Origin of the sequence: Nitrosomonas oligotropha (genome assembly GCF_900106555.1) — a bacterium.
GTDB lineage: Bacteria > Pseudomonadota > Gammaproteobacteria > Burkholderiales > Nitrosomonadaceae > Nitrosomonas > Nitrosomonas oligotropha_A.
The window spans coordinates 1-13,856 of record NZ_FNOE01000006.1 but is presented as its reverse complement, the minus strand read 5'-3'; the positions used below and the strand labels follow the sequence as shown (position 1 = coordinate 13,856).

Annotated in this window: 8 protein-coding genes and 2 pseudogenes; all 10 read left to right on the top strand. The window is 41.2% G+C overall.

Translation table 11 applies throughout. The annotated features are described in order from the left end of the window. Nucleotides 1-132 precede the first annotated feature (132 nt). The 10 genes and pseudogenes from BLU57_RS04945 to BLU57_RS04905 all read left to right on the top strand — a co-directional run bounded on the left by BLU57_RS04945 (nt 133) and on the right by BLU57_RS04905 (nt 13,682). Nucleotides 133-4,029, top strand: a complete 3,897-nt coding sequence (locus BLU57_RS04945) for an EAL domain-containing protein (protein WP_176776366.1) — start codon at nt 133-135, stop codon at nt 4,027-4,029. A gap of 743 nt (nt 4,030-4,772) precedes the next feature. Beyond that, nucleotides 4,773-5,741 carry an EpsD family peptidyl-prolyl cis-trans isomerase gene (locus tag BLU57_RS04940; protein WP_090317165.1) on the top strand — a complete coding sequence of 323 codons (969 nt, stop codon included), beginning with the start codon at nt 4,773-4,775 and terminating at the stop codon, nt 5,739-5,741. A gap of 87 nt (nt 5,742-5,828) precedes the next feature. After that, nucleotides 5,829-6,632: a polysaccharide export protein EpsE gene (gene epsE / locus BLU57_RS04935; protein ID WP_256206131.1), complete on the top strand. Its 804-nt coding sequence runs from the start codon at nt 5,829-5,831 to the stop codon at nt 6,630-6,632. A 78-nt stretch (nt 6,633-6,710) separates the two neighbouring features. Continuing rightward, complete coding sequence (gene epsF, locus BLU57_RS04930; protein WP_090317158.1) at nt 6,711-8,075, top strand: chain length determinant protein EpsF; 1,365 nt, start codon at nt 6,711-6,713, stop codon at nt 8,073-8,075. 31 nt (nt 8,076-8,106) lie between these two features. Continuing rightward, nucleotides 8,107-9,012 carry a chain length determinant protein tyrosine kinase EpsG gene (epsG, locus tag BLU57_RS04925; protein ID WP_090317155.1) on the top strand — a complete coding sequence of 302 codons (906 nt, stop codon included), beginning with the start codon at nt 8,107-8,109 and terminating at the stop codon, nt 9,010-9,012. Between the two features lie 11 nt (nt 9,013-9,023). Further along, a pseudogene (gene xrtB / locus BLU57_RS04920) lies at nt 9,024-9,924 on the top strand (exosortase B). 76 nt (nt 9,925-10,000) lie between these two features. Then, nucleotides 10,001-10,687 carry an exosortase-associated protein EpsI, B-type gene (gene epsI / locus BLU57_RS04915; RefSeq protein WP_090317152.1) on the top strand — a complete coding sequence of 229 codons (687 nt, stop codon included), beginning with the start codon at nt 10,001-10,003 and terminating at the stop codon, nt 10,685-10,687. Beyond that, on the top strand, nt 10,680-12,185 hold the full coding sequence (locus BLU57_RS04910) for a hypothetical protein (RefSeq protein ID WP_090317149.1): 1,506 nt from the start codon (nt 10,680-10,682) through the stop codon (nt 12,183-12,185). Before epsI ends, BLU57_RS04910 begins: the two co-directional genes overlap by 8 nt. 95 nt (nt 12,186-12,280) lie before the next feature. Next, a pseudogene (locus BLU57_RS16445) lies at nt 12,281-12,547 on the top strand (transposase); the annotation flags it as partial. A gap of 136 nt (nt 12,548-12,683) precedes the next feature. Next, a complete protein-coding gene (locus BLU57_RS04905; protein ID WP_090317146.1) occupies nt 12,684-13,682 on the top strand; it encodes a glycosyltransferase family 2 protein in 999 nt (332 codons plus the stop codon). Nucleotides 13,683-13,856: the final 174 nt, after the last annotated feature.

Sequence of the window (13,856 nt, the reverse complement as noted above, 5' to 3'; positions counted from 1 at the left end):
TGCAAATCTTTAAATCCATTTCCATTCTGTATTCATAAAGCTAAAAGTTTTCATAAAACTATGCTATAAACATCAATCAAAATTTTCCTGTTAACTTCATAGAATCAGAGGCTTCTTTTGATGATCAGAAAAATGAGTTCAAATCCGAAGAAGTTGATTGCAATAAAACAAAAAACGCGCATAAACCCATCTATCCCATCCCATCAACCAGTCAATCCTGAAAGGACATTATTCCCAGTGGTGGGTATTGGTGCTTCAGCAACCGAACTCAAGCCGCTACGGCAGTTTTTTACCCAGATACCAGCGGATAGCGGCGCGGCTTTTGTCGTTATTCAACAATCAGATACGATGCAAGGAAATCTATCTCCTCGGCAACTGCAAGATGTTACCAGTATGAAGATAGTGTGCGTGGAAAATCTGACGGAAGTGCAACCTGATCGTATCTATATAGTCGCGCAATCAAACAAGAATGTATTTATTTCCAACGGTTTTTTGTGCTTATTTGATGCTGAGCCGAGGCATGCATCAAGTTCCTTAATCGATTTTTTCTTTCACAGCTTGGCGGAAGAATATAGGGAGTCGGCGGTTGGTATTATTTTTTCCGGTTCGGGCGCAAATGGTATCCAGGGGTTACGCGCCATACGGAAAAAAGGAGGGTTGGGGCTTACGCAGGATTCTATGTCCAGTGAACCGGGTGGTGTGCCGGATTACTTGATTGAAGCAAGCACAGTGGATACGCTCGTAGCACTCGACGTTTTGCCGGACATTGTGACCAGTTATTTGAAATCCAAATTGCAAGGATTCCATCTTACCGGTGCGATGAGTGAAGTTGTGCAACTCTTATCTAGGCGGATGGGTAATGATTTCTCTCAGTATAAGAGAAGCACGCTATATCGTCGCGTTGACCGGCGGATGCGACAGAATCAAATCAGTAAGGTTGAAGATTATGCGCATTTTTTAAGTGAGAATCCTGTTGAACTGGATTTGCTATTTAAAGAGCTATTAATCAATGTGACGCATTTTTTCCGCGATCCGGTCATGTGGCAGTATGTTAAAGCAGAGATTATTCCACCCATTTTGGCAGCCCACCCTGAAGGAAAAACAGTGCGAATCTGGGTGCCTGCCTGTTCGACAGGAGAAGAAGCTTATGGATTCGCTATTCTTTTCTGGGAAGCTTTGGAGCAAAGAGGAGTGCAAGACCGGTACTTGGTGAAAATATTTGCGACTGATTTGGATCAGGATGCCATCACTAAGGCCCGTCAGGGTTTTTACCCCATAGCGATCAGCCAATATATCTCATTGGAGCGCTTAAACCGGTTCTTTATCAAGCACGAGAATGGCTACCGGATTTGTAATGAAATACGCCAGATGGTCATATTCGCGCCACAGAATCTTATTGCCGATGTGCCATTTTCCAAGCTGGATATTTTGTCGTGCCGGAATTTGCTGATTTATCTGGATCGTGAATTACAAAAAAGATTATTCCCGCTATTTTATTATGCGTTGAATCCTGGCGGTATTTTGCTATTGGGAACTGCGGAATCGATCGATTATTTTCCAGAGATGTTTGCCCCTCTGGAGCGCAGTTTGGCGGTGTATAAACGTCTTGATAATGGATTGCCGCAAGAAAGGCGCAATTTGCTTCAGGACTTCTCTCTTCAAGCGATGACCAAGAAAAATCCAATGATCAGTCTGGAAGAAGTCCTACGGCTTTCAAACATCGAGCAAGCAGCGGATTTATCCGAGAAAGGTGATGATATTGTATTGGCGATGATGACTGAACTGCAACTCATGCGTGAGGAAATGCAAGCCACTCATGAGGAAATGCAAACTTCGCAAGAAGAACTTAGATCCAGCAACGAAGAGCTGCAATCGACCAATGAAGAATTGCTGTCGACGAATAAAGAATTACAAGCGGCTAATGCAGCATTGGTTGCATCCAAGTCTAAATTAAAATTACTTTACAAGGAATTGCAAGCTGCCAATGCGGAGCTGACAACTTACCTTGAAGCCATTGGGCAGCTTGCATTGGTTTCCGTGAGTGACCGTTCCGGTCGGATCATTGAAGCGAATGACCGTTTTTGTGAGATTAGCGGGTATGGCCGTTCCGAACTTATCGGGCAGGATCATCGTATTCTTAACTCAGGCGTGCACTCGAGTGATTTTTTTATAGATATGTGGGAAACCATCACCAATGGCAAAATTTGGCATAAAGAGATTTGTAACCGGAGAAAAAGTGGCAGCTTGTACTGGGTCGATTCCACGATTGTTCCGTTCAAAGACAGCAACGGCCGGATAGTTCGCTATATATCCGTCCGCGTCGATATTACTGCGCGTAAACAGAAAGAATTGATTTTGCACGAACGGCTTAAGGAAAGAACATGTTTGTATGCGATCCGGCGGGAGATGGAACAAGACCTCTCTGTCGGGGAGCTTTGTGAACGGATATTCGATCATCTGATTCCGGCAATGCAGTTTCCCGATCATGCGGCCTGCATGATCAGTATTTATGAGCAACGCTATACTTCAAATCACTATAACGAAGATCTGACGCATGGGATTTTCGCAAGAATCAAAGTAGATGGACATTTTTGCGGTCAATTGCAGGTTTTCTACCGGGAAGAAAAGTCATTCATGCTACCGGACGAGCAAAACCTGATTAATTATATTGCGGACGATTTCAGGTTATGGTTGGAACGCAGACAATTGGAGCAGCACATCAGTTTTATGGCAAATCATGACGTGCTGACTGGATTGCCAAATCGATTGTTGTTGCAGGATCGCTTGTCGCAGGCGTTGGCGCATAATCAGCGCCATCATGATTTTTCGGCAGTGCTGTTTATAGATCTGGATCACTTCAAAGTCGTGAATGATACGCTGGGTCATGGTGTTGGCGATTTGCTGCTAAAAGAAGTGGCTGCAAGGCTTTTATCCAGCATACGCAGTGAGGATACTGCATCCCGTCAAGGCGGGGATGAGTTTATCGTGATATTGACGGAAATCACCGATCTGGAGGATGTTGAATCGATCGCGGAGAAAATATTGCACTTGCTGGCGCTCCCGTATCACATTAATGAACGGATACTCCATATTGACAGCAGCATCGGAATTGCGCTGTATCCTAAGGATGGTAAGGATGTTGATGCATTGTTAAAGCATAGCGATCTGGCGATGTATCATGCTAAAGCTACGGGGCGAAGCAACTATCAGTTTTACTCGGCAGAGATGGATCGCTTAATTCAAGAAAAGCATGAATTGGGTAACGATTTGCATAGAGCCATAAGAAATAATGAGTTGATACTGTATTATCAGCCGATTATTGATATGGACAACAATTATCTGGTTAGTCTGGAAGTGTTGTTGCGCTGGCAGCATCCTGAAAAGGGATTGATTCCGCCCATTCAGTTCATTAAGCTGGCCGAAGAAACGGGCCTGATTTTACCGATTGGGGATTGGGTTATCAGATCGGTGTGTGAGCAGCTAAAAGCGTGGCAAGATCAAGGTTTGAGTGTGCCCAGAATTGCTATCAATCTTTCCGTCAAACAATTTCAGAAAAAGCTGTTTGTGCAAGATGTGGCGAGTATTTTAACGCAAGCAAAAGTTTCTGCGAGTTGCTTGACTTTGGAGATTACAGAAAGCATGCTTGCTGAAAATATCGTTGAGGTGAATGAAACGCTGCAACAATTAAGTGCAATGGGATTCAAGATATCGATCGATGACTTTGGAACCGGTTATTCTAACTTGAGCTATTTGAAGCACTATACGATTGATGCGCTTAAAATTGATCGTTCTTTTGTGCGTGACATCGCTCTCGATGAGAATGATGCGGCAATAGTTACAGCAATTATTGCAATGGCTGGTAGCCTGAATATTCAGGTGATTGCGGAAGGTGTTGAATCAAAGGAACAAATTGACTTTCTCAAACAGCGTGGATGCAGTCAATATCAAGGATTTTATTTTAGTAAACCACTTTCTGCGTTAGAAATTATTCGGGAATTACAGCGATTCAACGGCTCGTGTGTCAATTAATGCCTGTAAATCAGTAATCTGTGTTTGTGAAGTACAGATCTGTCCTACATTATAGGATAAATCGTTAGTACGAGAATTGGGTCTGGTTAGACAAGCTGAATTAACTTGAGAGCGAAGCGGTAACGTGGTCATTATGGCCAGTTAGGATGTGACTGGTATGGAAACGGTGATATCGGATAAAGTATCAATTCAAAGCTTTATTAAGCTGATGTTTGGTTGTCTTTGGCTATTTTCGCTTTCGTTTGTCACATGATGACAATATAAGTGCGCGAAAATTGTTTTGCTTGAGTTTTCTTGGAACTTTACCAAATCAGCTAACAAGATTTAATCGTATTTTTGTTAACTTCGGTAACAGAAATAAAGGGACATTTAAGATTCAAGTGAAATCATTGACTAATGATCTTGCGATAGAGATGATTTTGAAGGAACAAGTCTATCAAGTTCTTTGTCATATGTTTTTTTAGATAAATTAATCGGTTATGCAGAGTACTCCTTAATCAATGGCGTTTTTCAAGTATTGAATCAGAAAATATTTTGTATATTGTTGATTATCAATGTATATTAATGTTCATTATAAAGAATTACTTTAAGTATTAAAGTTTATAATTTAATTGTCGTATCCAGCTTCATAGATGCTCAGTAGAACGTATTGTTCTCATTCTGTGTTTAGGCATTGTGTAAAGATATGTGTTGAATTTTTTTGAGTTTGTTTCATTATATTTGTAATCATTAAGGGAAATATTATGGTATTGGCAAATACTCGGACGGCACTAACAGGGCTTATGATTAGTTTAGCTTTAGTTCTCGCAGCTTGTGACAGCAATGAACCAAAAGAAAAGAAAACCGGGCAGGCTCTGGTTAGTGTCAATGGTAAAGAAGTTACCATGCTTCAGCTAAATGAAGAAATCAAGCGTGCCAATGTCCGTCCTGAACAGTATGAAGCCGCAAGTAAGCAGCTTTTGGAATCTCTGATTGTTCGTCAATTAATTCTTGACGAAGCGGTTCACAACAAGCTGGATCGTACTCCTGATGTAATGCAAGCACGCGATCGTGCAAATGCGCAAGTAATAGCGCAAGCTTATATGCAAGGTATTGTGAGTAAAATTGCTAAACCGACTCAGGCTGAGATTGATGAATATTTCCAGAAACATCCTGAGTTTTTCTCGCAGCGTAAGCAATTTGATTTAATAACAGTTCGTGTTGCAACGAAGGATCTCAGTAGTGAATTAAAGAAAACTATCGATGCAGCAAAGTCTGTAGATCAGGTCGTGACTTGGCTCGACAAAAATAAAGTTCCGTATCTCAGAAGCTTGGCATCACGTAGTAGCACCGATCTGCCGCCTCAGATGGCTAAAATGCTACAGGAAAAAAGTAAGGACACTATTTTTATCGTTAACGAGCAAGAGAATAGTTTGCTGATTTCGGTTAATGCAATAAAGGATAGTCCTATTACACTTGCAGCTGCTACACCTCAAATTGAACGATTTTTGTTGAACCAGAAATATAAGGAAGCGACTGACGCGGAAGTCACACGTTTACGCGCAGCTGCAAAAATAGAATATTTGAATGCTAAAGCACCAGAGTCCAGTGCTGCTGATAAACCAGTTGTTCCGCAAGCTGCTCCAAATGCTGATAATGCAACAAATAATTTAAATCTGACGGAGCCTACCTCTAACGGTTCTATCGAACGTGGTATTATGGGGTTAAAATAAGCCAATGTTTATATTAGGTAATTTGTCTTTTCTAATATAGTGTTCAGTGCAGTATGAATTAAGGGTTATGGGCAAATGATAAATGTTATGAAGGCAGTGAAGATTTTAGCGATAGTCATTACTTTGTTATGGATTGGTTGTATTGGGAATGTGGTGGCTGCAGAGGCAGGGGAAAGCGCATTAGGACCTGGTGATGCGCTAAGGGTTTTTGTTTACGGCCATCCAGATATGACGACCGAAACGAAAGTGAGTGAGACTGGGAAAATAACATTTCCACTTTTGGGAGAAATCGTAGTCGATGGACTAACTCCATCAGCTGCGGAAAGAAAGATAGCAAATCTTCTGGAAAGCAGGGATATTCTGCGTAAACCGCAAGTTATGATCGTTACTGCTTCGTTACAGAGTCAGATGGTATCTGTGCTTGGTAATGTTCGTAATCAGGGGCGCTACCCTATCGAAGGTAAACGCAGTTTAACCGAGATTCTTGCGATGGCAGGAGGTGTTGTTCCTGAAGGAGGCGAGCTTGTTGTTCTGATTCGCGCCGACGGAAATAAATTTATTAAAGAAGTGATAGATATACAGGAGATGGTTCGTGCTGGCGATCTATCGCCGGATTTAATTATACAGAGCAATGATTTTATTTATGTTGAACGAGCTCCTAGATTTTATATCTATGGTGAAGTACAACGTGCCGGAGCATATAGGCTTGAACGTAATATGACGGTGATACAAGCTCTGTCAGTTGGTGGTGGATTGACGCAGCGTGGGACTGAGCGAGGATTAAAAATTCAACGCCGTGACACAGAAGGTAATTTGCAGATATTTGCTCCGAAATCCAGTGATTTGGTACAGCCTGACGATGTGATCTATATCAAGGAAAGTCTGTTCTGACTTTGACTTTTGATTTCTTATTACCGAATTTATTTAAAATAATTATTGTAACTATTAGGTTCAGACTGGGGCTTACACATGGATTTTTCTCGTTTTTTTCTAATCATATTGGCTCGGCGAAAACTGATTTTATTCACATTGATTGTTACGATATTAACAACCTCAGTCGTTAGTCTACTTTTACCCAAAAGCTATAAATCTACAGCTACACTTGTGCTTACTTACAAAGGAGCTGATCCTGTAACAGGGATGGTTTCGCCAGCGCAGTTGAATTCTGGTTATATGGCGACACAATTAGATGTTATTAAAAGCACTAGGATTGCATTGATGGTGGTGGATCAACTTAGGCTTGATCAGAACGATGTGGTGAGGAGGCAATTTGAAGAAAGTGGGAGTAATTTAGGTTTACGTGAGTGGTTGGCGGCTTTGTTGCTGAAAAACTTGGATATTGAAACCTCTCGTGATAGCAGTGTGATTGGTATTAGTTATAAAGGTGCAGATCCTGCATTTACGTCAATTATTGCAAACGCATTCGCGAACGCTTATCAAGAAATAAGTATTCGCCTTACGGTGGAACCTTCGCAAAAAGCGGCGGCTTATTTTACAGATCAGCTTAATTTATTACGCGAAAGACTTGAAATAGCTCAGAAAAAATTAACTGAATATCAGCAGGAGGCAGGAATCATTGATGCCGATGTTCGGCTTGATATTGAGACAAAACGTTTAAATGATCTCTCTAGTCAATTGGTATCTGCCCAAGCGGAATTGATGGGAACTGTTGCAGAACAAGACATCAAGAACCGAAGGGGTGAAAGTAGCAATATTGCTAAGAATGCAATGATCAGTAATCTCAAGTTAAATTTGTCGCAAGCCGAATCGAGATTTTCTGAAGTCTCACAGAAACTGGGTCATAATCATCCTAGTTACGCGGGTGCTAAAGCTGAGATGGAGAAATTGAGAGCGGAGCTAAATAAACATATCAAAACTACTACTGATTCTGCTGTCAGTCAGGAAAGAGAAATACGAGCAGCATTGGAAGAACAGAAAGCTAGAGTGTTGGCTCTAAATCAAGCTAGAAATGAATTGTATCTTCATTTTAAAGAAGTTGAGGGTGCTCAACAAGCCTACAATAGCGCTATGCAGCGTTTAAATCAGACTAGCCTTGAAGGACAAGCTAATTTGTCAAGCGTTTCCATACTAGATACGGCAAAAATCCCCGATCAAGCGGATAGCCCGAAATTGCTGCTAAACGTGGTTTTGTCTGTAATCCTAGGAACTTTGCTTGGGCTTGGAATGGGGTTGCTTGCAGAGATGATTGATCGCCGCGTGCGTTCTCCTGAAGATCTTGTCGATGTGCTTCATGTACCTGTACTTGGTGTGATAAAAAAAGGAATACCAAAACAAAAACGCTTGCAATTGAGCTGGCCACGTTTAATACGATGAATCGGCCTAGGTTCGAAATATGGAGAATAAAATGAGTATTATAAGTTCCTCAGAAACCAGGAAGCTTAACGATCCCGGTTCTATCAGCGCAAATTCATCTCATATCCGAAAGTTTAGTATTGGACATATCCTTCTGGATATGGGAAAAATTACCCCTGTTGAAGCTGAACGTGTATTGCGCTTACAAAAAGAGACTGGATTGCGTTTTGGTGATGCTGCACTTAAATTAGGCTTAATTACTGAAGCTGATATACAGTTAGTTTTGGCGCAGCAATTTGATTATCCATATTTATTGCCTGGTCAGGGGAATCATCCGCCAGAATTGGTCGTCGCTTATCAACCATTTGGTGCTCAAGTAGAAGTTTTTCGTGCGGTACGCAGTCAATTAATGTTGCGTTGGTTTACTTCAGGTCATAAAGCACTTGCAATAGTGAGTTACAACCTGGGAGATGGTGTGAGCCTATTTGCAGCAAATCTCGCGGTCGTGTTTTCCCAACTTGGGGAACGTACACTACTGATAGATGCTAACTTACGTTGCCCTCAACAGCACGAGATATTCAATTTAAGAAACAGGCAGGGACTATCCGATGTACTTGCCGGTCGAGCAAATATTTCTGAAGTAATTGCAAAAATAGATTCATTTATTGATCTTTCCGTATTACCGGCAGGAACACTTCCACCGAATCCTTTGGAACTTCTCAATCGGAGCTTATTTGATGAATTAAACGATCAACTTGCAAATCAATTCGATGTGATTCTTTATGATACTCTGGCTGTTTCAAGTGGTGCCGATGCACTTGCTATTGCTGCTCGTACGGATGGAGTACTGGTGGTTGCGCACAAAAATAATACCCGATTAAGTGATATCAACATGATTAATGAACAGCTGAAGTACAGTGGGGCCGAAGTGGTTGGTTCTGTATTAATTGACTTCTAGAATAAAAAACTATGCTCTCATTTACTCATCAACATCGTGATTTAAAGTCAGCTATTGTGGACTGGTGGCCTATCTTTCTTGGATTGTTGATTTTATATGTTCCCACTTTTTATGATCTTGCTAATGGAATGTGGTCTAAAGAAGAGCAAGCTCATGGGCCAATTATACTAATACTTTCACTTTGGTTAATGTATCGTAAATGGATGGAGATGATCAATAAGAGTGAGGGGAAATCAGCTGCTTTCTTTGGATGGGTAGTTTTCTTTGTGGCTCTGGTTCTTTATGTTATTGGGCGTTCACAACAAATATTAGTGTTTGAAATGAGCTCTTTCATATGGATACTCGCGGCTGTTATCCTTATAAAACGAGGTTACATCGCATTGAAAGTGATGTGGTTTCCATTGTTTTTTTTTGCTCTTTATGATTCCATTGCCTGGTCAAGTGGTCAGCTTGCTTACTATGCCTATGAAGATGGCAGTTTCATTTGTAGCTGAACATATTTTATTCTGGGCAAATTATCCTATAGCAAGAAATGGTGTTATCTTGCAAATTGGGCAATATCAACTCCTTGTGGCAGATGCCTGCGCTGGACTTCAAACATTGTTAACATTGGAAGCGCTGGGGCTATTTTATTTGAACCTTGTGCATCATACCTCGGTATTACGCAATGTGACATTAGCCATTCTAATTGTACCTATTTCTTTTACCGCTAACGTTATTCGCGTTATCGTACTTACACTGATTACCTATCACTATGGAGATGCAGCAGGACAAGGATTCCTTCATGGTTTTGCTGGCATGGTTTTGTTTATCAGTGCATTAATACTTATTCTGGGTGTCGATGCGGCATTGCAATATTTCATTAAAGGGCAGCCTGTTAATGCTTCGCATTCTGCTATGGGTAGTAGCTGATTATTTTCGTACTGTACAAAGAATACGAAATTATTTAATAAAAATATTTGAAAGCTAGAAGAATAAAGGTGGTGGAATGAGAAAATCGATAATTATCAGTATTTTTCTGGGTATATTGATGGTGTCATCAGGAGCCTTAACTAAAGCATTAACTCCGACCAAGAAGATTGCAGATCAGCAAGAAAGAATTGATCTCGAGATCATGATTCCAACCGAATTTGGAGATTGGCGTGTCGACAAATCGATTATTCCGTTGCAGGTAGATGCTGAAACACAAGCCATGTTAGACAAAATATACAATCAAACCTTGTCGAGGACTTACGTAAACTCTATAGGCGAACGTATTATGCTTTCTGTAGCCTATGGCGGTGATCAGAGTGACAATCTAGCGGTACATAAACCTGAAGTATGCTATTACGCTCAAGGTTTCGAGATAATGAAAACTTATGCTGATGAGCTGCTTACACAATATGGAAAATTACCGATTAAGCGTTTATTGGCTGTTAAAGGTTATCGTAATGAACCGATTACCTACTGGGTAACGGTTGGTAACAAAGCTGTCTTACCTGGTATTGATGAGAAATTGCAACAATTAAAGTATGGCTTGACTGGGGATGTGCCTGATGGAATGTTAGTACGCGTATCTTCTATTGATTCTGATAAAGATAAAGCGTATCAGCTACAGACGATTTTTATTCAGGATTTATTGTCTGCAGTTAGTACAAATGAACGCATTAGGCTAATAGGAACCTTTGGTGTATAAGCAGAATTTTGTTTACAAGACTGGGGCCTCGCCCAATATAGGTAGTCAGAAAATATTTCTTTATATTATTGTATTGATCAGTGCGCTGATGGCAATAATGTTCGGTTTGTTTGCAGTAACGGCTAATCCTATAATTATTAGTGTTGCAGTTGCTCTCATGATAGGTGTGGTACTGATAACCAAGCCTGTATGGATCCTATGGCTTGTTTTATCACTTGGTTTGTTGGTAGTTGGTATGCTGCCACTTTATTTCGATTCTATCGCCTCAAAAGCAGCTTGGGGTGTTTCACTGCTTGGTTTTTTGTTGATGTTTATAGCTTTTTTTGGAATTGCTACATCACCAAATAAATTGAAAGATACTCCAGCCTTTGTTTGGATTGCTTTGTTTTATCTAGTTTATGTGCTGTTTGATTCACTCATTCAATGGGACTCAGCGCGTGAATTCTTGAGTGGTTTTAAGCGCTACTTTCAGGTGTGGGGGGTCTTGCTTGCGTTATGCTGGCTTAATTTTGATGACCGGGATATGGATCGTTGGCGATTATTCTTTTTAGTTACCGCATTGACACAATTACCTTTTGCATTGTATGAACTAATAGTATTCGCTCCTCAGCTTGTAAGTAGATGGGGAGTGGGGGCTGTCGATGTTGTTGCAGGTACATTCGGGACAAGTTCGGAAGTTGGAGGCGCTAACGGAGAAATGGTGCTTTTTCTTATAATCGTTCTCGCTTTCTTGTTAGCACGGGGAATGGAAAAGACTCTATCTGTTACTCGACAGATCTTGCTGATACCTGTGGTATTATTGCCTTTATTTTTAGGCGAGACTAAAGTGGTGATCATACTGTTGCCGCTGATGTTTCTAGTTTTATACCGTCACAAAATGATTACTCAACTTCATTACTGGTTGATGGGTTTTTTTGTAACAATACTGATTACCATAGCTGCAGGTTACTACTATTTGAGCCTTTCAGATAAGCCCGTTGATCAACAAGTTGAAGAAATCCTCAATTATAATTTTTATGAACAGGGTTACGGAAAGGATCGGATACTTAATCGCACTACAGTCTTAACTTTCTGGTTTGAGCAGCAAGGCACCCATGATCCGATTTCTTTCATATTTGGAAATGGATTAGGTAGCTCCCATACTGCTACGCGTGGTCATATTGCCAAACGCTATCCCACGCATGGCATTGATTTGACAACAGCTTCAACTATTCTCTGGGAGACAGGCATATTTGGCTTCAGCCTCTTTATGGCCATTTTTGCTTCTGCTTGGCATTGTGCTGGCCAGTTGAGACGGGGATCAACTATACCGGTAGTAAAAGCCGATGCTGCTGCCATTCAAGCTGCTCTGGTACTATTTGCGGTTTATGTATTTTATCGTGCGGGATTGGTGGAACTTATAAGCATTCAGATTGTATTTTTTGCAACACTTGGCTATCTGGATTGGTTGTATCGTAAGCATAACCTCCATTTTGTAAGGCATGCCCCCCCGAAATAATTCGAGCAGTGAAGTGTTTAATTCGTTTAACCAAAGTCGTGCGCAGATATTGGAGTATGTACGAGAAAATAAAGATAAGGGATCATTACTCAGACGTTGCTGTGTTTAACATATTGAAGTGTGGCGGCAAGGTTTATACGAATGTTGTTGGAGATTTCGTTGTTGCCGTTAATTACTAGAAAAATAGTGCCTGACAGGGTAGTTTATACAGATTGTTATCATAGTTACAATGCACTGGATGTGAGTCATTTTTGCCATGAACGAATAAACCACACACTATTCGCACAAGGTAGAAATTACATCAATGGCATTGAAAACTCTTGGAATAAGGCTAACGCGTCTTAAAAAAATACAATGGCATTTTTTAACCTACTCAACTACAGCCCCTTAAAATAAATCAGCTATGGTCAAATTGCTAGTGGAAAAGTCTGTGTGCATTGAACATGAGGTAGTCGGACTGTTACAACTGATCAACCCAGTTTCGAATGTGAGTGTTACATGAAAGTTAGTATCATCATCAAGGCGCTGAATGAAGAAGGGAATATAACTCGTGCGATTGAGTCCTCGCTAGCTGCAATTGCAAAGGTAGGGGAGGGTGAAGTGATTCTGGCCGACTCACTATCTATCGATCAAACCGTAAAATTAGCTAGTCGTTATCCAATTCATATTGTGCAGTTGGTGGATCCGGCTGATCGTTGCTGTGGAGTGGGAGCCGAATTGGGTTACCGCATAGCACGAGGTGAATATCTCTATATTCTTGACGCAGATATGGAGCTGAATGGAGATTTTTTGGTTGCTGCGGTAGCTGCATTAGATAACGATATCAGACTTGGTGGTGTGGGTGGCAGAGTCGAGGAGATGCACATAATGAATGCCGAGTTTCGTCGCCGGGTGGAAGATGATATTTTTAGATTTGGCGAAGTGGATAGTTTGAACATGGGAGGGCTATACAGGAAATCGGCGATAACGCCACTCGGGTATCTGACAAACCGCAATCTTCATGCCTATGAAGAATATGAGCTTGCATTACGTTTGCGTTCCGCTGGTTGGCGGTTACTGCGTTTAGACATCCCAGCTATTAAGCATTATGGTCATACTGATACAAGCTTCAGATTGTTGTGGCGGCGCTGGCATACGCGTCATGCTTGGGCTGCAGGAGAACTGTTGCGGGAAGTTTGGGGCAAACCCTATTTAAAGGAAACGCTGAGTGGCATTGCTCAGTATCGCCTGTTTGTGATTGTAAGTGGCTGGTGGTTAGGGCTATTATTCAGTTTCGCTGGTGCAATTTATCAACCTATTTTTTGGTGGGTGCTGATTTTGCTGGTTATAACTCCTTTTGTTTTGGGGATCTTGCGCAAACGATCTGTGATGGATGGCGTGTATATGATTGTATCGCAGAATCTTCATGCTGTCGGTCTCGTCATGGGTTGCCTGTTTCATCGACGAAGTGATCCTGCGCAATCGCCTAAGATTCGAGAAGTTAAACAAGTAGGATAACAGAGTCTGTCAGACTTTCGTGACTGAGATTTCGAGGTGGTATAGACGTGACCTTGCCCCGATATTCGTACATCTTAATGTACTTATTATGCGGTCTTTTTCAACTGTGCCACAAGCCAGTTTTGCTCAAACTTCATTGGACTGATGTGAATTTAGTGTCGAATGCAATTTTTT

Excerpts from the sequence above, each read along its gene's own strand:
- BLU57_RS04945 (WP_176776366.1), top strand. The coding sequence starts at position 133 with ATGAGTTCAAATCCGAAGAAGTTGATTGCAATAAAACAAAAAACGCGC.
- BLU57_RS04940 (WP_090317165.1), top strand. The coding sequence starts at position 4,773 with ATGGTATTGGCAAATACTCGGACGGCACTAACAGGGCTTATGATTAGT.
- epsE (WP_256206131.1), top strand. The coding sequence starts at position 5,829 with ATGAAGGCAGTGAAGATTTTAGCGATAGTCATTACTTTGTTATGGATT.
- epsF (WP_090317158.1), top strand. The coding sequence starts at position 6,711 with ATGGATTTTTCTCGTTTTTTTCTAATCATATTGGCTCGGCGAAAACTG.
- epsG (WP_090317155.1), top strand. The coding sequence starts at position 8,107 with ATGAGTATTATAAGTTCCTCAGAAACCAGGAAGCTTAACGATCCCGGT.
- epsI (WP_090317152.1), top strand. The coding sequence starts at position 10,001 with ATGAGAAAATCGATAATTATCAGTATTTTTCTGGGTATATTGATGGTG.
- BLU57_RS04905 (WP_090317146.1), top strand. The coding sequence starts at position 12,684 with ATGAAAGTTAGTATCATCATCAAGGCGCTGAATGAAGAAGGGAATATA.